19 protein-coding genes are annotated in these 18,957 nt (G+C 38.6%); 5 read left to right on the top strand and 14 right to left on the bottom strand.

Features of this window, described 5'->3' with window-relative positions; all coding sequences use genetic code 11:
- The first annotated feature begins 170 nt into the window (after positions 1-170).
- Positions 171-2,459, top strand: coding sequence for a tetratricopeptide repeat protein (locus tag DBR40_RS05075; RefSeq protein ID WP_158673987.1), 2,289 nt, complete (start codon positions 171-173; stop codon positions 2,457-2,459).
- On the opposite strand, the gene DBR40_RS05070 is transcribed toward DBR40_RS05075, so the two are convergent.
- The 10 genes from DBR40_RS05070 to DBR40_RS05025 all read right to left on the bottom strand — a co-directional run bounded on the left by DBR40_RS05070 (position 2,460) and on the right by DBR40_RS05025 (position 12,083).
- A complete protein-coding gene (locus tag DBR40_RS05070; protein WP_124558671.1) occupies positions 2,460-3,212 on the bottom strand; it encodes a LytR/AlgR family response regulator transcription factor in 753 nt (250 codons plus the stop codon). It abuts the gene before it with no gap.
- Positions 3,213-3,339: 127 nt separating this feature from the next.
- Positions 3,340-3,951 carry a DUF1684 domain-containing protein gene (locus tag DBR40_RS05065; RefSeq protein ID WP_233603808.1) on the bottom strand — a complete coding sequence of 204 codons (612 nt, stop codon included), beginning with the start codon at positions 3,949-3,951 and terminating at the stop codon, positions 3,340-3,342.
- A gap of 4 nt (positions 3,952-3,955) precedes the next feature.
- The gene (gene aroC / locus DBR40_RS05060; protein ID WP_124558670.1) at positions 3,956-5,053 is read right to left on the bottom strand and encodes a chorismate synthase; all 1,098 of its coding nucleotides are present in this window, start codon (positions 5,051-5,053) and stop codon (positions 3,956-3,958) included.
- A 165-nt stretch (positions 5,054-5,218) separates the two neighbouring features.
- A complete protein-coding gene (aroA, locus tag DBR40_RS05055) occupies positions 5,219-6,508 on the bottom strand; it encodes a 3-phosphoshikimate 1-carboxyvinyltransferase (protein ID WP_124558669.1) in 1,290 nt (429 codons plus the stop codon).
- Between the two features lie 213 nt (positions 6,509-6,721).
- Entirely contained in the window at positions 6,722-7,861 is a 1,140-nt protein-coding gene (locus DBR40_RS05050) for a chorismate mutase (RefSeq protein ID WP_124558668.1), read from the bottom strand.
- A gap of 131 nt (positions 7,862-7,992) precedes the next feature.
- Positions 7,993-8,826 (bottom strand): prephenate dehydratase, encoded by an 834-nt coding sequence (locus tag DBR40_RS05045; protein WP_090771471.1) that lies wholly within the window; start codon positions 8,824-8,826, stop codon positions 7,993-7,995.
- A 364-nt stretch (positions 8,827-9,190) separates the two neighbouring features.
- Positions 9,191-9,799, bottom strand: coding sequence for a hypothetical protein (locus DBR40_RS05040; RefSeq protein WP_124558667.1), 609 nt, complete (start codon positions 9,797-9,799; stop codon positions 9,191-9,193).
- A gap of 76 nt (positions 9,800-9,875) precedes the next feature.
- A complete protein-coding gene (locus DBR40_RS05035) occupies positions 9,876-10,820 on the bottom strand; it encodes a sterol desaturase family protein (RefSeq protein WP_124558666.1) in 945 nt (314 codons plus the stop codon).
- Between the two features lies 1 nt (position 10,821).
- On the bottom strand, positions 10,822-11,877 hold the full coding sequence (gene aroB, locus DBR40_RS05030; RefSeq protein WP_124558665.1) for a 3-dehydroquinate synthase: 1,056 nt from the start codon (positions 11,875-11,877) through the stop codon (positions 10,822-10,824).
- Entirely contained in the window at positions 11,877-12,083 is a 207-nt protein-coding gene (locus tag DBR40_RS05025; protein ID WP_124558664.1) for an RNA-binding S4 domain-containing protein, read from the bottom strand. Before DBR40_RS05025 ends, aroB begins: the two co-directional genes overlap by 1 nt.
- Positions 12,084-12,177: 94 nt before the next feature.
- Here DBR40_RS05025 and DBR40_RS05020 point away from each other — a divergent pair, with 94 nt between their 5' ends.
- The gene (locus tag DBR40_RS05020; protein ID WP_124558663.1) at positions 12,178-13,362 is read left to right on the top strand and encodes a proline dehydrogenase family protein; all 1,185 of its coding nucleotides are present in this window, start codon (positions 12,178-12,180) and stop codon (positions 13,360-13,362) included.
- Positions 13,363-13,561: 199 nt separating this feature from the next.
- On the opposite strand, the gene DBR40_RS05015 is transcribed toward DBR40_RS05020, so the two are convergent.
- From DBR40_RS05015 to DBR40_RS05000, 4 genes are all read right to left on the bottom strand, one after another.
- Positions 13,562-13,882, bottom strand: a complete 321-nt coding sequence (locus tag DBR40_RS05015; protein ID WP_124558662.1) for a DUF962 domain-containing protein — start codon at positions 13,880-13,882, stop codon at positions 13,562-13,564.
- Positions 13,883-13,890: 8 nt separating this feature from the next.
- Positions 13,891-14,526, bottom strand: a complete 636-nt coding sequence (locus DBR40_RS05010) for an HAD family hydrolase (RefSeq protein ID WP_124558661.1) — start codon at positions 14,524-14,526, stop codon at positions 13,891-13,893.
- A gap of 115 nt (positions 14,527-14,641) precedes the next feature.
- Entirely contained in the window at positions 14,642-17,344 is a 2,703-nt protein-coding gene (locus tag DBR40_RS05005; RefSeq protein ID WP_124558660.1) for a PQQ-dependent sugar dehydrogenase, read from the bottom strand.
- A 170-nt stretch (positions 17,345-17,514) separates the two neighbouring features.
- Positions 17,515-17,709 (bottom strand): hypothetical protein, encoded by a 195-nt coding sequence (locus DBR40_RS05000; RefSeq protein ID WP_124558659.1) that lies wholly within the window; start codon positions 17,707-17,709, stop codon positions 17,515-17,517.
- 207 nt (positions 17,710-17,916) lie between these two features.
- Here DBR40_RS05000 and DBR40_RS04995 point away from each other — a divergent pair, with 207 nt between their 5' ends.
- The 3 genes from DBR40_RS04995 to DBR40_RS04985 all read left to right on the top strand — a co-directional run bounded on the left by DBR40_RS04995 (position 17,917) and on the right by DBR40_RS04985 (position 18,892).
- Positions 17,917-18,168 carry a cold shock domain-containing protein gene (locus tag DBR40_RS04995; RefSeq protein WP_124558658.1) on the top strand — a complete coding sequence of 84 codons (252 nt, stop codon included), beginning with the start codon at positions 17,917-17,919 and terminating at the stop codon, positions 18,166-18,168.
- Between the two features lie 107 nt (positions 18,169-18,275).
- Positions 18,276-18,461 carry a cold-shock protein gene (locus tag DBR40_RS04990; RefSeq protein ID WP_124558657.1) on the top strand — a complete coding sequence of 62 codons (186 nt, stop codon included), beginning with the start codon at positions 18,276-18,278 and terminating at the stop codon, positions 18,459-18,461.
- 215 nt (positions 18,462-18,676) lie between these two features.
- Positions 18,677-18,892: a hypothetical protein gene (locus DBR40_RS04985; protein WP_124558656.1), complete on the top strand. Its 216-nt coding sequence runs from the start codon at positions 18,677-18,679 to the stop codon at positions 18,890-18,892.
- Positions 18,893-18,957: the final 65 nt, after the last annotated feature.

Genomic DNA, 18,957 nt, shown 5'->3' with positions numbered 1-18,957 from the left:
ATGATCGGATTTTTATATACATTTATATACCAAACCCTATTTTTGTTATTTCAGTATGTCCCAAGTCATCCCCATTGGAGATTGCTGCATGATGCAAGTTTTTTGTTTATCCTTAATAAATAATCACCAGTTTTTATTATAGGATGAGTAAATGTCTTGTTTTCAATCGGTTGATTAATAAAACTTATTCGTATAAGATAGGTATTGCATTTACTTTGTTCTTATTTCTGGGCTTAACAAGCTTTGCACAAACCAATGTTTCGCAAAAAAAACTCGATAGCCTTTTAAACCTAAACGAAAAAAATTTAAAGACCGATTCTTCTAAAATAAAAATCCTGACCGAAGTGTACCGCCAGTACATGCGAATGAAAAATGTAGATAAAGCAGAAGAGTTTCTAAACAAAAGTATTCAGCTATCGCATGAAAAAAATCTGAAGAAGTTTTCGGCCATGGCCTACTACCGCAGGGGCTTAATGTATCATGGTAAGTCCAATTATCAAAAAGCAGAAGAAAATTATTTAACTGCTGTTACCGAATTTGCGTCCATTGGGAATTTGGATATGACTGCTGGTACTTATCTTAATCTAGGCGCGCTATATGGCAGTATTCCCGATTATGTTAAAGCTTTAGAAGTTAACCAAAAGGCAATTGCCATTTACGAAAAACTCGGTAATGAAACCGATATGGCCAGCTGTTATACCAATATCTCGGGCATTTATCAAAGTCTGGGCAATCAGAGTCAGGCACTGGTATACCTCAAAATGGCACTAAAAGTATTTGCGCAGGAAGGTGAAAATTCGCGTGGCGTAGCTGTTGTTTATGGTTTAATTGGTACAAACTATTTCGAAGCATCAGACCGCGAATTGACGGAAATGAAGGTTTTACCTGGCCAAAAAGTGAAACTGGCCTTAGAATATTACAATAAGTCGTTAAAGGTATCAGAAACAATTGCTGATGTTGGTTTAGTAGCCAGTGTTAAACGAAATCTGGCCGATTTATACAGTTCGATAGGGCAGCAGGAACAGGCTTTAAAATCTTACCAGAAATCGGTTGAGCTGAGCAGAGATGGAGAAGATCAGGAAAGTTATGCATCCAGTTTATACGCACTTGGCAATTATTACCAAAAGGAAAATGATTTAGGAAATGCCATTGTTTTGCTTAACCATAGCTTAAAAATTGCCGAAGAAAATAGATTGCTGGATATAGAAAAAGAATCTTGTTTAGGTTTAAGTGCTGTGTATGAAAAACAGAAAGATTACAATAAGGCCTTAGCTTATTACAGGCAATATATTGGGGCAAGAGATAAAATTTTCGACCAGGAAAAAGAAAAGGAAATTACCAGAAGGCAGATGCAACTCGATTTTGGAGTCAAGGAACGCGATTACCTGCTCAAACAAAAAATTACAGAGGGGGAGTTAAAAAGGCAGCAACAAGAGTTGGTATTAAAACGGCAGCAACTGGCACTGAGCGATAAAGAAAAGGCTCTAGATTTGCTTACATTTCAAAAAGCAAAAGCCGATCTGGATATTCAGCGTTTGGCACAGGAGAGTAAGTTTGAAAAGGTTAGGTTTCAGGCACAGATAGCTGCAGAGGTAAAAGATAAGGAGATTAGCAAACAGCGACAACAAATTAAGCTCGATGAGCGAGTAAAACTATTGCTAACCATTGCCTTTACTTTAATCCTGATTATTGCAGTTGTAATCTTTTTCAACCAGCGCAAAACAACGCGGCTTAACAAAATCATCAATAACCAAAAACGAGAACTCGAGCAGTTAAGTAAGGTAAAAGACCGCATTTTTAGTGTGGTAAGCCATGACATGCGTGCGCCAGTTAATTCCCTTATTTCATTTATGCAATTGCTTGAAGGCGGAAACATTGAACAACAAAAGTTAAACCGTTATGCTGCATCGCTGAAGAATAATTTAACCTATACCTCTACCATGATGGAAAACCTCCTAAACTGGGCTGCCAGTCAAATGCACGGTTTTAATCCTTGTTTAGAAGCACTGGATATTCAAGGTTTGGTAAATGAAGTAATTTGGTCGCTACAGGATCAGGCCAATCAAAAGGAACTGAATTTACAAAATTTAATCCCTGCCGAAACCACTTGTATGGCCGATGCAAACATGCTTAGCCTCGTAATCCGCAACATTGTTAATAATGCCATTAAATTTACACCGAACGGTGGTGCAATTGAGGTTAGCTCGGTCTATGGGAACAATCATTTAGAGATTAAAATTACCGATAATGGCATTGGTTTAACACCGGTTCAAATAGACCACTTTAATAAACCTGGTTATCTTGGCGGCGGGGTAAGTACACCGGGTACCAATAAAGAAAAAGGAACAGGACTGGGTTTACTACTCTGCAGAACGTTTATTGCCCTCATGAACGGGAAAATCAGTGCTGGTATCAATCCTACAGGAGGAAGTTTCTTTAAAATTTTACTGGGTAAATAACTATTTTAAAAAACGCGAAAGGATTTTCTTATCAATCGATTTCTCCAGCAATTCCTGCCTGTTTGTTGCACTGATTGGCACGGTAAAATTGTGGTCTAAATGTACCTCATGGTTGGTTAGGGTTGCAATATGGTTAATGTTGATGATGTATTGCTTGTGCACGCGCGCAAAAAGTTTAGCTGGCAATTGTTTCTCCAAGTTTTTTAAACTAACGAGAATCACATGTTTATCTATACTAGTAAACAGCTTGGAAAAATCGCCCATACTTTCGATGTAAATCACATCGTCGTACTTTAATTTCGTAATGCCTTTTGTTTCTCTGAAAAAGAAGTGATCGTCTTCTTCACTGGCCGGCTGCTCATCATGCAGAGTGTCCATTCCAACCAATTTTTTAAGCTCGAGGTATTCAATTGCCTTATTGGTGGCTTTAAGTATGCGTTCAAACGTAGCTGGCTTTACAATAAAATCTAAAGCATCCAGGTTAAAACTTTCGGCAGCATACTCACTAAAAGAAGTAATAAATATAAATAAAGGTTGTTTTTTTAGGCTTTTTAGCAAATCCATGCCCGAAAGTTCTGGCATATCAATATCCGAATAAACAATATCAACCTTTGTTGAAGTTAAAATTTGTGAGGCCTCTATACCGTTACTGCAAACTGCTAATATGTTTAACGAAGGGATCTTTTTGAGGTGCATTTCTATGGCATCTCTTTCTATTTCGTTGTCATCAACAATTAAGCAGTTGTACGTCATTTAGGGATAGATTAAGTGTATTTGGTTATAAGAACAGAAATTGATGCTTAAAGTTTGTAATTTACACTAAAATGTGGATTATCATACAATAGCATCAATTATTTTAGATGATTTGCAGTGGTAAATTTTATTTTTGATGTTTCTTTTCGCCTGTATATAACTTTTCGCCGGCGGCTACAGCCAGTTGTAAGTCATTTTCTTCGGGCGGCACCGGACAGCGGTAGCCATCACTGTAGGCACAATAAGGATTATAGGCCTTATTAAAGTCTATTTCTATTTTATTGTTCTCGATTGCTTTGGTATCCAGATCAATATACCTGCCTCCACCATAAGTGGTTTTACGGTTGGTTTCATCGGTAAAAGGCAAAAAAAGATGGTCTTTATAAACCGGATTGGCTGAGAGTGCAACACTTTTATATAAAGTCATTTGCAGTTTTTTACCTTTTAAGCTGAAACTGACATGTGCGTACCTAAAATAATCGCTGCTGGTACCATCGTAGGTAGGCATTTTAAAAACTTTTTCGTTTTGAAGCAGCGCCACATCCGCTAGAACTTTATAATTACTATCGGCATCGTAGAAATGGAGGTTTTCCAGGTCTTTTTTCTTTAGGGGAGAACGGCTATCAGTAATAAAATCCTGTTTATAAGCTTCCCGGTGCTTTGCAATTTTTTCGGTATAACTTTGAGCAAAGGCATTTAAGCTAATGAAAACGAGCAGAACAGGCAGGAATCTTATCATAGGATTAAAGGGTACTTACTTTATTTCTCAAAAACTGATCGGCTAAAACAAGTGCAGCCATCGCTTCTACAATAACTACAGCACGGGGCACTACACAAGGATCGTGGCGGCCCTTGCCTTTAATTTCAGCTGCTTCGCCCGCGGCATTAATCGTTTGCTGATTGTGCATAATGGTAGCAACCGGTTTAAAAGCCACTTTAAAAGTAATATCCATTCCGTTCGAAATACCACCTAAAATACCACCTGCATAATTGGTAGTGGTTTTAAATACTTTCGAATCAGCTGCTTTAGGCTGAGGGATATCATTGTGCTGCGAACCTCTTAACTCGCTGCCAGCAAAGCCAGAACCATACTCGAAACCATGTACAGCATTAATGCTCAGCATGGCTTTGCCTAAATCGGCATGCAGTTTATCAAAAACCGGTTCGCCCAGTCCAGCCGGACATCCTTTTACCACACAGCTAATTTTTCCGCCAACGGTATCTCCATCTTTGCGGATGGCATCAATAAATTCGATCATTTCGTATGCCGTCGCCGGATCGGCACAGCGCACAATATTTTCTTCTCTGATTTGAAGTAAAGCTGATAAATCGTTGCTTTCCAGGTTTGGTGCTTCAATTGTACCCACAGCTGTTACGTGAGCAAATATTTCAATCCCTTGTTGTTTTAAGAACAATTTGGCAATTGCACCTGCGGCTACGCGGGCAGCAGTTTCGCGTGCCGATGAACGGCCGCCACCGCGGTGATCGCGGATACCGTATTTGGCATCGTAAACATAATCAGCATGACTCGGACGGTACACATCAACATTGTGACCATAATCTTTAGAACGCTGATCTTCGTTTGGAATAAGTAAGGCAATTGGCGTTCCGGTACTTTTTCCCTCAAAAATACCCGATAATACCTGAACAGTATCGCTTTCCTTTCTTTGCGTTGTAATTTTCGATTGACCTGGTTTGCGTTTATCCAGTTCTGATTGGATAAAATCCATATCAATATTGAGTTGCGCCGGACAGCCATCGATAATTACCCCAATGGCTACGCCATGAGATTCGCCAAAAGTAGTAATACGAAATAGTTGTCCGAAAGAGTTACCTGCCATATATTTTTGATGTGAGAAGCTAGATATGAGATTTGAGAAATATTTCGGTTCTCATAGCTAAGCTTCAGTTTTTTAAGTTTAATTATTTTACTTTAGGTGTTTGAATTGAAATCTGTAATGTGAGAATTTTAATAGCCTCATATCTCACGTCTCAAATCTGGTATCTTAAATCTCTTGTACCTCAAACCCCGCTTTTTTCAAATCCTCCCAGTAATATGGATAAGATTTTTCCACTACCTGCATTTCTTCAATCTCTACTTCATTGATGAGTAAGGCAAGTGGAGCAAAAGCCATCGCCATACGGTGGTCCTCGTAGGTTGCAATGGTAATTTTATCAGGGAAATGAAGGTTATCGGTATTTAAGGTATAAACCAGGTTATCTTCTGTTAAAGTAACACCAATTTTAGCCAATTCATTTTGTAAAGCAGCAATGCGGTCGGTTTCTTTGATTTTTAAGGTTTCTAGTCCGGTAAAAGACATGTTTTTGCCTAATGCAGCTGCAATAACTACAATAGTTTGCGCTAAATCAGGGCAGGTTTTAAGGTCTAGTACCTGATTGGTATCTAATGATAAACCCAGGTTACTGATCGAAATCCCTTTTTCTGTTTTGCTGGTTGCGATGCCAAAAATCTTCATAATTTTCTGGATCTGACTATCGCCTTGTAAGCTTTTATCTTTTAACGCTGGTAAGCCGATTTCTGCCTCATCTGCTAATGCAGCAATGCTGTACCAGTATGATGCTGCGCTCCAATCGGGTTCTACCACGAGTGTAGCCGGTTTAAAAGCCTGTGGTTTTATCGAAATCAAATTGCCTGTCCAGCTGTGTGCTATACCCACTTCTGCAAGCATATCTAAAGTCATATCTACATAAGGCTTAGAAGTAAGCTCGCCCTCAATTTCTAAAGTTAAGCCTTGTGGTAACACAGGGGCAATCATCAACAATGCAGAAATATACTGACTACTGATATCGCCTTTAATTTTAACTTCAGCTGCTTTTTGATTCAACGGGCCAACAATATTCAAAGGAGGAAAGCCTTCGGCTTCAGCATAAGAAATATCGGCACCAATTGTTTTTAATGCTTCTGCCAAAATACCGATCGGGCGTTGTTTCATGCGCTCGGTCCCGGTTAGCAAGAAATTACCGTTTTTAGCCGAAAGATAGGCCGAAAGAAAACGCATTGCAGTTCCTGCAGGGCCAACGTCAACCAGTTCGGAGTTTGCAGTTTTCAGTTTGGAGTCTCCTCCCAAATCACCACTCTCAACTCCCAACTTATTCAGGATGCCATTTAAGGTAACTGTATCAGCTGCGTTAGATAAGTTTTCTACTTTAACCAGTTTTTTGCTTAAAGCGCTTATAATTAACGCCCGGTTGCATTCGCTTTTAGAGCCTGTTAATTGGATTTCCGTATTAATATTCTTGGTTCCTTTAAAAGAAACTAAGGCATTTTTTGACATTTTATTCTGTTTTATGCTCAAATGTAAGTGTCAGATGGAAACATCTGACACTACACTATATTTGTTTCTTAACATCATATTGTTTGTCGAAAGTTATTGTAAATCCCTCCAACATGCACTTTATGATATTATTGCCAGACTTCTGGCTTTAGTCTTTCAGCTTTTCGTTTTGGTTAATCCCTCCACCTTCAGCCTTCCAACCTTCGGCCTTTCTTAGGCTTTAACTTCAGTATGTTGCTCTGCAGCTATACCTTGCTCAGCTTTACCAGCATTCATAATTTCAGTTTGCTTACGGATCGACTCACCGTGTACCAATTCTAAGAACTTTTCGGTAAAGTTTAAGTCTAATTTTAAAGCTTTTGCAAATGCCTGACCTTTTTGAATAATGGCATCCCAACGGTTAACCTGTAAAATAGTTACCTGGTTATCGCGTTTAAATTCACCAATTTTAGCTACAATAGCCATACGCTCACCTAATTTCTGCAATAAGATATCATCAATTTTATCGATCGATTTACGTAATTCAGCTAATTTATCAGCAGAAGCTTCGTTTGCTACTTCTGGTTCGCGCACGGTTAAACGGTCTACCAATTCTGATAAAGCAGCAGGTGTAACTTGTTGTTTAGCATCTGTCCAGGCTACTGATGGATCAACGTGAGATTCGATCATTAAGCCTTGCATATCTAAATCTAATGCTTTTTGCGAGATGTAAGGGATTAACTCACGGTTACCGCAAATGTGGCTTGGATCGTTGATGATTGGTAAATCAGGGCAAAGTGTTTTTAACTGGATAGCAAGTTCCCACATTGGTTCGTTACGGAAAGAGCTTTTCTCGAACGAAGAGAATCCACGGTGGATTGCACCAATTTTAGTAATACCTGCGCCATTGATACGCTCAATTGCACCAATCCATAATTGTAAATCAGGATTAACCGGGTTTTTAATCAATACCGGAACATCATGCCCTTTTAAAGCATCAGCAATTTCCTGTACGGTGAAAGGGTTTACAGTAGAACGAGCACCAATCCAAAGGATATCAACACCTGCAGCTAAAGCTTCTTCAACGTGTTTTGCATTTGCAACTTCAACTGCTGTTGGTAAACCAGTTTCTGCTTTAGCACGTTTTAACCACTCTAAACCAATGCTGCCAATACCTTCAAATTCTCCCGGACGTGTGCGTGGCTTCCAGATACCAGCCCTTAAAACTGATACTTTACCAGTTGCAGCCAGTAAGTGTGCAGTAGTTAATAATTGCTCTTCAGTTTCTGCACTGCATGGTCCAGAAATGATTAACGGTTCGTTGTTTACGTTTAACCAGGTGTTTAATGGCTGGATGTTTAAATTTAGTTTCATGATGATGGGGGTGTTTAAAGTCCGGGGTCCCTTGTCGGAAGTCCGGAGTTATATTTTAATTATTTTATTGTTACAAGTTTTACTGTTCTGCTATTCTGTCTTTGGGCTCCTGACTTCGGACTCCCGACTTTTTATACTTTATCGTTCTTTTGGTATTCGCCAAGAATATTAAAGTTCGATGTGTATTTTAAGGCTTTCCTTACTGCCTTATCGTATTTATCGGTGCTTGGCCATTCTAAATCGACGTAAAAGTAATATTCGTTTCTTTTGCCCAGCACCGGCATAGATTGTATTTTTGTTAAGCTTACATCCTGTTCTGCAAAGATGTTTAACACGGTGGCCAGCGAGCCGGCTTTGTGCCCAACTTGGAAACAGATAGAAGCTTTGTTTATTTTTTTGCCTTCGTCTGTTTTATCTTTTTTCAGGATCAGAAAACGGGTGTAGTTTTTCTTGTTCGATTCAACACGACGCTCTAAAATGTTTAAACCGTAAAGTTCAGCAGCTAAGTTATTTGCGATTGCCATTGTATCTGTCAGTTTTTCTTCCTGGATGCGTTTGGCACAGGCAGCAGTATCGTTGCTTTCTACAATTTTAATGTGTGGATAATCGTAGAAGAAATCGATGCATTGACGGATAGCGATAGGGTGTGAGGTTACCACTTTAATATCTTCGAATTTTACACCCGGCAAGGCCATTAAGTGCAATTGGATGGGTAAGTAAACCTCGCCAACAACCGAGAAACCATAATCGCGGATTAAAGTGTAATTTGGCAATAAACTACCTGCAATGGAGTTTTCGATAGCCATAACCACGAAATCTGCTTCATTTTTTTCAAGCTTATCGCAGGTTTCTTTAAATGAATTACATTCTACAGTTTCAATGCTTTTACCAAAGAACTTGTAGGCTGCTTCTTCATGAAAAGAGGCCTTAATACCCTGAATTGCTACTCGTTTTGTCGTTTCCATTTTTTGCGTTAAACAAAAAAAGTCCCGGCTGTTTGCCGGGACTTTTTTATACATTTTAATATTTTTTATATATCTTTTTGCATATTAGCCCCGGCTCTCACTAAAATAGTAAAAGTAACCAAAGTAATATGTGTTAAAATTCTTCATTTCTTTTTTTTCGTTGAGCCAAATGTAGTAACAAAATTTAATTTGTCAATAGGAAATTGAAAATATTTTTAATAAAATTTAATTTTTTTGATTTTAGACCGTTTTGGTACATGGTATAAATTCGTTAGATAAGCTGGTTTGGCTAATAAACAATAGAAGCTATAGAATGGCATGAGGAAAGGAGATACATTAAATCCGGCCTGCTATCCGGTAAAACTTATTCATTTAGTTTTTTTGCAACTTCAACGAGGTAACTATTCGCGTATTCTCCAAAGTAGCTGATGTAGTCTCCACTTTTTGATATAACCACAAAGCTGCCGCAAGGGTAGTGGTGCTTAAAAAAATGCTTTTCAACAATCTGTTCAGGGTCTTTAATCCAGTTTATCGCTTTTCCGAATTTATCTAAGCCTGTATCCGTTTTATATACATAGAGTGGCACTGTTTTAACTTGATTCTGTAAATCTTTTTTTAACGTATTATTTGCGGCAATTACGAACTGCGGGTTGCCTGTAGAATTGCAGGTGTCCTGACAAGGGTAGTAAATAATTACAATTGGTTTTGCAGGATCGATTTTTCTGTTCGAAGCAGTTTCTAAAAAGGATAACAGCTGAGTTCTATCATTTATTTTCCCCTTTTCCTCTCTGTTAATCAGTTTATGGTGGTTGATGGAATCGCCCGGGATATCAAGCACAGTATTGGTCGAACGTTTTTCATCAAAAGTAGCTTTACTAATTTCTTTATGGTTTACATCGAAATACTTTGGCTCCTGAGCAAATAGGCAAAGAGAAAAGAAAGTTGCTAAGAGTAAGAATGCATATTTTTTCATGAGCGTAGATTTATGCTAATATGCTAAAAAATAACAAACCCTGCAGATTAAAAAAAATGCAGGGTTTGAGTAGTAATTATATTGCAGAACTTAATTCGGGTTGTTCTGACTTTAATTTTTTAGATTTTTCAAATTCTTCTGTATCGCGCAGCTCCTGTTGCATAATTTTCGCAATTTTGGTGCTTCCATCATGACTCCATCCGGGCGGATTGAAAATGTATTTCACTTTATCCACAAAGGTTGGTGCCTTTTTAACATCAGCAGTTAAGGCGATAAACTCATGGAAAATGATGTTTACAGGTCCTGTATCAGTAGGTTGGGTAGTTAAGCCATATTTCACCTCATCTTCTGGTAATTCTGCCTGAAAGGTTCCAAACCATCTGTCCCAAAGGATTAAAACCATACCCATATTTTTATCGAGGTAACGCACATTGCTGGCGTGGTGTACCCGGTGATGCGATGGTGTTACGAAAATATACTCGTACCATTTTGGGAATTTGATATTGTATTGGGTATGAACCAGGTTGCCGTAAATTTGGGTAACCAGGTAGGCAAAAAGAATATCGACCGCTGTAAAGCCCATAAAGGCCAGTGGCAGATAAAAGAATACCCGGTACAAAGGTTCGAAAACTGTAGAACGGAAACCTGTGGTTAAGTTAAAATGCTCTGATGAATGGTGGGTAACGTGCATGGCCCAGAAAAAGCGCACATAATGGCCAACTGTATGCAGAAACCAATAAAGGAAATCCTGTGCCAGGATTAACACCAGCCAGTAAACCCAAACATTACTAATTTGGAACAAACGGAACTGATAGCAATATTGCAATAAGAAAAAGGTACCCGTTTTAGTAGCTAAATTAATTACAATAGCTGCTGTCATCAGGTAAATATTGGTCCAGGTATCGCGTTTGGTATATAATTTTCTGTCGTGCAGGTAACTGAAATACATTTCAACCAGGGTTAAAACGATTACGAAACCAAAAAGCCCGATGACAGAAATATCACTTCCGGTAAATTTCATGCTATAAACTGTTATAATAATCTAAACTGCTTAAAATATCGGCTTTGGTAGCACGGCAGTTAAACGCGCATTTGCCTGTTGTTTCCAGTAAAGAGAACAAAATATTGCCATCTTCGTTCTTTTTATCACTTTTCATTAGATCTAAAAGCGTATCGTAGCTTTCTTTTTTGATGTGGTATTTAGGGTATAACGATAAGATATATCTGCTAATATCTTCTAGCTCTTCTGTGGTAAGGGTACTGTTATTAATCGAAAGTGCAGCTTCGCACACAAAACCAATGGCAATAGCCTCACCGTGAGTTAACGGATTTTCGTCGTTAGCGAGTGAGTACCCCTCAATGGCATGACCAATGGTATGGCCAAAATTTAAAATCTTACGCAGATTTTTTTCATGAGGATCGATGGTTACCACCTCGTTCTTAATTTCTACCGAGCGGTAAATGTCTTCTGCAGCAGGTGTTAAATAATTGCTTCCTTTTAATTTTTCGTAATAAGGTTTATCGTAAATTAAACCATGTTTAATCATTTCTGCAAAACCCGATAAAAGTTCGCGTTGTGGCAGCGTTTTTAAAAAGCCGGTTTCGATAAAAACCATTTGTGGCAGGGTAAAGGTACCTACCATGTTTTTTACATTGTCGATATCGATGCCGGTTTTACCACCTACAGAGGCATCAACCTGCGAAAGTAGGGTAGTGGGAATATTAACAAAATCGATTCCGCGTTTGTATGTAGAGGCAATAAAACCACCCATATCGGTAATTACACCACCACCAAGGTTAATCATTAAACTTTTGCGGTCGGCTTCAAAATCCAATAGGGTTTTCCAGATACCGATACAGAAATCGATGTTTTTATTTTCTTCGCCTGCCGAAGTTTCAATCAGGTCAAATTCAGAAAAATCCAAAAGCGATTGAAAAAGCGGTAAGCATATTTCACTGGTATGTTCATCAGCAAGTACAAAAACTTTGCTGTATTTATTGCTTTCTAAAAGTACTTTTAAAGCAGCTAAATTACTTTCGAAATAAACGGAGTGGCCTGCGCTGGTTAGTGGTTCCATTAAATAACTTCTATTTTATTTTCTCCAAAAGTAATAATATCGCCAACTCTAACCTTATAACGTTTGCGGTAATCTACCTCTCCGTTACATTTTACTAAACCATCTGTAACAACGGCCTGGGCATCGCCGCCGCTTCCAACCAATCCGGTAGCCTTTAACAACTGAATTAATGGAATAAATTCGCCTTCTAATTTGAATTGTATCATTTTCTGCAAAAATACGATTATTTAAACCTTTTTAGTTTTAACAATCAATGCTTTTTATAATTTTGCACCAATCTGACTTAATTATAGATAAAAAATGGATTCATCCCCCAATAAGCAACCAAATTTCGATAATACGGAAGTTGCGTTCCGTCAAAAAAGCAATACAGAATTAAAAAAAGCATACTGGCTTTTTAAAATCATCGCCAATAATTTTCTAACCAAAGTTGGTCCGGCCATTACCAATTTCTTTTTGAATATCGGACTACCCATTCAAGGTGCGATTAAAGCAACCATTTTTCAGCAGTTTTGTGGTGGCGAAACCATTGCCGAGTGCGATAAAGCAATAGATCAGTTACATAAGGGTGGTGTTGGTACTATTTTAGATTACTCTGTTGAAGGTGAAGAAGAAGAGCTGGTATTTGATGAAACATGTGCCGAAATTATCCGTACCATTGTTCGTGCCGATGGTGATGTTAAAATTCCAATTACGGTATTTAAGATTACCGGGATTGGTCGTTTTGCCCTGTTACAAAAGTTAGATGCAAAAGAAACCCCTACAGCAACTGAAGAGGCTGAGTATGAAAAGGTAAAAGTACGCTGCGAAAAAATATGCAAAACCGCTTTCGAGAAAGGTGTGCCAATTATGATTGATGCAGAAGAAACCTGGATTCAGGATACCATTGATGCACTGGCATTGGACATGATGCGTAAATTTAATCGCGAACGCATTATTGTGTATAACACTTATCAGATGTACCGCCACGATAAACTGGCTGATATGAAAGCCGACCATTTAATTGCGAAAGCCGATGGTTTTATTTTAGGTGTTAAAATGGTGCGCGGTGCCTATATGGAAAAAGAACGCAAACGCGCTGCCGAGATGGGTTATGCTTCGCCGATACAGCCAGATAAAGCCGCGTCTGACCATGATTATAACGAATCGTTACGCTATTGTGTAGATCATATTGAGGAGATTGCCATTGTTGCAGGAACACATAACGAAGATAGCAGCCGTTTGTTAACCTATTTACTGGAAGAAAAAAATATCGCCCATAACCACCCGCACGTGTACTTTGCACAATTGCTTGGCATGAGCGATAATTTAAGTTTTAACCTTGCCGATTCGGATTACAATGTAGCTAAATATGTACCTTACGGGCCAATTAAAGCCGTAATGCCTTATTTGTTCAGAAGGGCTCAGGAAAACACATCTGTTGCCGGCCAAACCAGTAGAGAGCTTGGCTTGATTGAAAGAGAATTAAAAAGAAGAAGACTGTAGTTCAGTTTTCGGTTGACAATTTACAGCAAGCAGTTGGTAGTTTTCAGTTTTGGGTGGTTTTACACACTTCCAGATGAAAATTGCCAACTGTTTTTTTTGAACTGGAAATTGCCAACAATTAGCAGTTTTTAGGTAATAATTTACGGTTAGCAGTTGATGGTTTTCAGTTTTGTGCAGTTTTAGACATTGCCAACTGAAACTATTTCTTTACCACAAAAGATTGTTGTCCGGTTAACAGATCATAAAAAAGAATAAAATCACTGGCCAGGCTATACCCCGGATATTGAAAGGTAGCCGGTTTATTCTTCTCGAAAAAGAAATGACCAACCCAGGCAAAACTATAGCCCACTAAAGGCATTAACAGGAAGAAACGCCAGTTGTGAAAGAGAAAGCCTGCTAAGAAAGCCAATACCACTAAGCTGGTACCTATAAAATGCAGCACACGCGAAGTAGTGTTGGTATGCTCCGATAAGTAAAAAGGGTAGAACTCTTTAAGCGATGTAAACTTTTTTTCTGCCATAACCTAATTTACAAAATTCCGTTTGTTTTTAGAAACGAGGCTAATTGCGCTGGTTTTTCGGTCATTAACAAAGTATTTAAACCTACTTTTTTAGCGCCTTCAATATGTTGCGGACTATCATCTATAAACAAGGTTTCGGCTGGGTTTAAGTTGTTCTCTTTTAATACCTGTTCGAAAATATTGGTGTTTGGCTTGCGCAGTTTCATGTGCTGCGAAAAATATGCCTTTTCGAAATAATCGTCGTAATTGTTGATTTTAAAAGCAGCCTGCAGGTAGTTGATAATCCAATCGTAGTGGATTTCGTTATTGTTGCTTAGCAAAAACGTACGGTATTTTGATTTAACCTCTAACAGTAAATCGTGGTTTTGTTGTATGGTACCAATCAATAAGCTGTTCCACGCATCATCAATCTGCTGGTCGGTAAGTTGAGGTTGGTTGGCGGCCGCCCTGATACCTGCTCTGAATTCGGCCGGAGAAATGGCTCCGGTTTCAAAATCATCAAATAAACTGTTGTGGGCCTTATGTGCAAAAAAGGTTTCTACATCGGTAATGCCCAGTTTTTGGAAAGATGCCTGTGCGATTCTAAAATCTATATCGAATATTACGTTGCCGTAATCAAAAATGATGTTTTTAATATTTTGCATGTGCTACCAAATTTGCTGCAAAGATATTATTGCTGTGTTAAAGAAGTGTACACACGACTATCTTTTTACAATAAAAAAGCCCGAAACCTTTTTGATGTTGTTCCGGGCTTGCTGTTTATTTTGGCTCGACTATTACAGATTGAATAACGAGCTTATTATTTTTATCTTCAGATTTTACACCCTTAAATATAAAATAAAGGGAGTGAAGCTTTCCATCGGTGAGCAGATTTACAGGTACAGCTTTGGTAAATGTAGATTTCCCGACTACGGCCCCATCTTTACTATCAAGTCTGATTTCAATTTCACCTTCGGTGCCAGGTGCTAAGTTTGCAAATGAAAAACCAAAACTTGCAATACCGGTTAAATCGATGTCTTTTAAAGCTAACCAGCCATTATCGCGGGTTAAGACAAGTTTTTCGCCACCATAAATATCCTTCTTTTCAAAGCCTTTAACTTCTTTAATGTCCTCGGCATCAATTACACTGCTTCTCAGGTTAATTAAGTTGGTAGTGGTTAAAGGCTTTAATCCTTTTGCACCTGCATCAGTATAACTTGCTTTAAGTGTCATTACCGATTTCTTTTTATCAACGGTAGCAGGAGGAACAATCTTACCAGAAGTGGGTAGTGAAGCTGAAATCGTTTCCTTGTTGCCCAAAGTCATAATCCACTCGGTAATCTTTTTAACCTCAGCCTCTTTCATGGCACTGTGTGCCGGCATAGGCACCTCGCCCCAAACACCGTGACTGCCACCAATTACTTTCGAAGCCAGATAATCAACGGCCTTACTATCATTTTTATATTTTGCGGCAACTCTTTCAAAGGCAGGGCCAATTGAAACTGCCGATTCTTTATGGCAGGTGCTGCAATCTGACTTTAACATCAATGCTTTTCCAACTACTGTTTGTGCGGCTTGTTGGTGACCCAGTTGCGCACCAGCCATATCAGTTCCCTGGGTGTAGGTGTTTGAGATGTAAATACGGCTATTATTAACTTTTGCACCTTTATCGTTTACCAGCACTTTATAATCTATCACTTTGTTTGGGAAGTAAAAACTTTTGTTTCCGGCTAAAAGTATATCAACAGCCGGATGCTCGTTGCCTGCAAAAACCGGGATAACCTGGCTTTTGGCAGCAGCTTTACTTTTATCCATAACGGTTACGCTTACCGGGTATTCGCCAGCTTTGGTAAAAGTATATTGCAATGTTGGTGTAGTTGTAGTTTTAGTAATTCCTTTACCCAGGTTCCACACGTAGCTAAGCGCATCACCATCCGGATCTTTAGCCTTAACAGTAGCTGTTAATTTATAAGGTAATAAACCACTTGTTTTTGCTATATCTAAACTTTCTACACTTGGCGGACGGTTTCCTTTCATGTAATCTATACGGGTAATGGCTGCATCGGGGTTTTTAGAGAACCAGCCTTTTCCGTATTCCAGGATATACAGTTTCCCATCCGGACCCAGTTCCATATCAATTGGTGCAGCTAACGAAACTTTAGACAAGAAAGGCTCCATACTGATGTAATTGCCGGCAGCATCCATGGTTACTGCTTTTACCCAACCACGTACCCATTCGTAAATAATCAATTTTCCGTTGTAATAAGCAGGATAAGGCGAATTGGGCTTAGTATAATAAACCGGACCGGCCATAGCTGTACGCCCACCGGCACCAACCTGCGGAAATTCGCTAGATAAGCCATAAGGATACCAGATAAATGCTGGTTGGGTAGGTGGAAGCTGGGTTAAGCCTGTATTGTTTGGCGAATTGTTAATCGGCGTCGCAGGATTGAAAGCATCGCCGTTTGCACCATTGGTAAAATCGTAAGCTTTGTATGCATAGTTATTTCCAATAAATAAAGGCCAGCCAAAATTACCGGCTTTACGGGCCTGGTTAACTTCATCGTAGCCTCTCGGGCCTCTTAATGCATCGTCATCACTGGCATCCGGACCAACTTCACCCCAGTATAAAAAGTTGGTTTTCTGATCAACAGAAATGCGGTACGGATTCCGGTTGCCCATTACATAAATTTCGGGGCGACTTTTAGGATCGTTTTTAGGGAAAAGGTTGCCATCGGGAATGCTATAAGTAGCATCTTCATTAACTTTTATCCTTAAAATTTTGCCCCTTAAATCATTCGTATTTCCCGATGATCTTCTGGCATCATATTGTTCAAATCCTTTCCGGTTATCGAGTGGTGCATAGCCTTTATTTACAAATTTTTGGTTTGGTGCATCAAAAGGAGTGGAGTTATCTCCTGTAGAAACATACAATAATCCGTCTGATCCAAAGGCAATTGAACCACCAGTGTGGCAGCAAATGTCGCGTTGCGAATAAAACTCAAGAACAATTTTTTCCGATTCTTTAACAATCTGGTCGTTAACCAGTTTAAATCGAGATAATCTGTTTACCGATTTATCGAACGGGCTGTAAAAAAGGTAAACGTATTTGTTTACGGCAAATTTCGGATCGGCAGCCATACCCAGCAAGCCTTCTTCGGCGTTAACTCCGGGTGCATTGGTTTTAAAATAAACATCGAGTTTGCCAGCCTCTTTAAGCTTTTTGGTTTGGTTCTTATAAATCAGTATTTCGCCCCTTCGCTGAGTAACCAAAATATCCAGGTTGGGCAGAACAGCCATTTCTGTTGGTTCGGTAAATTCTCCCTGTGCAAGGGTAACTTTTACAAAGCGATCCTGATCAGGAGTATCGGTTTTATCAAAAGATAAAAAGGATGTTTTTTTGCTTTGATAGGTGTTTTTGTTAATTGTTGTTGCCGAAATGAGGGCAGCAGCAGATAGCAATAGTGTAAAAATAGTTTTCATTTATTTGGTTAATGGTGTGTTGCGTAAATATAGTATATTATTTTATGCAATCGATACATTGTATCAAAATTAATGCTTATTGCCTAATTTTGGACTAAAAAAGCCTATCGCTTGTGCACCACAAACCATAAATAAAAAACAAAATGTTGTATGTTAAGCCCGGAAATTACCTAAAACACACCCTGCTTAATAACCAGGATCGTGCCGTCGTTTTTGAGTTTATAATAATACTGTTTTTCGCGACGACGGTTTAAAATTTCGATATGGGCCACTTCTCCCTGCTTGCCAGTATCATCCTGAATATTGTCGCCTTCTTTTACGTTATCTAGTTCTTTTTCCGAACTGTTTTTTGTTAGCTTTTTCATGTTTTGATATATTGATGTATAGTACTAACAGGTTGCTCACTATATAGTTTAAATTTGGTTAACAACCGTAGGTTGTGCGTATATCAAATTTAACATTTTGATATTATTGGCAAGCTTTGCATATCAACTAGTCTGTTAGGGTTATCTATTTATTTTAACAGGATATCTACTGCGGTATCTGTACAGTATTGGTAACCTTATATTTATATGGCTAAACAATTAAAACTATTTTGTATGACCGGAGTTATTACTGCTTATAATAAACAAAGGAGATTTGGGCTAATTTCTCAGCTCCTGGTTGCGGAAAGTATTTATTTCGATATTGCAGATTGTAAAGCGAAAGGTTTGTATGTTGGTAGCTCGGTAGAATTTGATACCCAGATTACGAAAAGGGGCATAGTGGCCAAAAATATCATGGCTATAGCTAAATATAAGCCCAGAGTTAAAACATGTTTGTGAGAAGCTGCATATCAACCGCTGAAAAAGACTGGTTTTAATTAAAAAATGGTTCAACGGCTTATAGTTGAGATAGTTTTTGTATGTTTATGTTCAAAAATCTAAATTGAATGCAAGGAACAGTAAAATTTTTTAACGAATCTAAAGGTTTTGGATTTGTAATTACCGAAAGCGGAGAAGAGGTCTTTGTTCACGTTACAGGGCTGATTGATAAAGTAAAACAAAACGATAAAGTAACGTTTGAAATAGCACAGGGCAAAAAAGGCGCCAATGCCATTAATGTGAAACTGGCGTAATTTACTTCTTTAAAGCGTGGCGTTTTGTCGGGTTTGATATCCTGAATTCATCCTTAGTAGACGGGTAAGTGTTTAAAATGAGTCATTTTACCTGCTCAAAATAGTTGTCTTTCTTATTTATTTACCCAAATTACGATGCCGGCGCTAGTGTTGCAGTGCTGAAATTATTTTGGCATAGTTTTATAGGCTATGCTGTAAAATGAGCTCAGGCTAAGATGATAAAACAAATGGGGATAATAGGATGTTATAGTGAAGCAGAGGGTTTTGGTAAGATTAAAACTGAATTCGGAGTAGAAGTTTTGTTTTACCATACAGGGGTGTTAAATGGAGCTGACCCAAAGGCTGGGTTAGCTGTTTCTTTTGAAATGCACGAGGCATTATTAGTTGCCATAAACATACAGGTAATTGACCAGTTCGGTACTGCTTTATAAATCAGTAGATTGATTGTTTTTTGCATTATTTGTCATACATGCTGATAAATTTTATCTTTAGCGCG

The sequence above is a fragment of the Pedobacter sp. KBW01 genome (assembly GCF_003852395.1).
GTDB lineage: Bacteria > Bacteroidota > Bacteroidia > Sphingobacteriales > Sphingobacteriaceae > Pedobacter.
The sequence above is the reverse complement of the archived record's forward strand: the minus strand, read 5'-3'. Positions and strand labels throughout refer to the sequence as shown.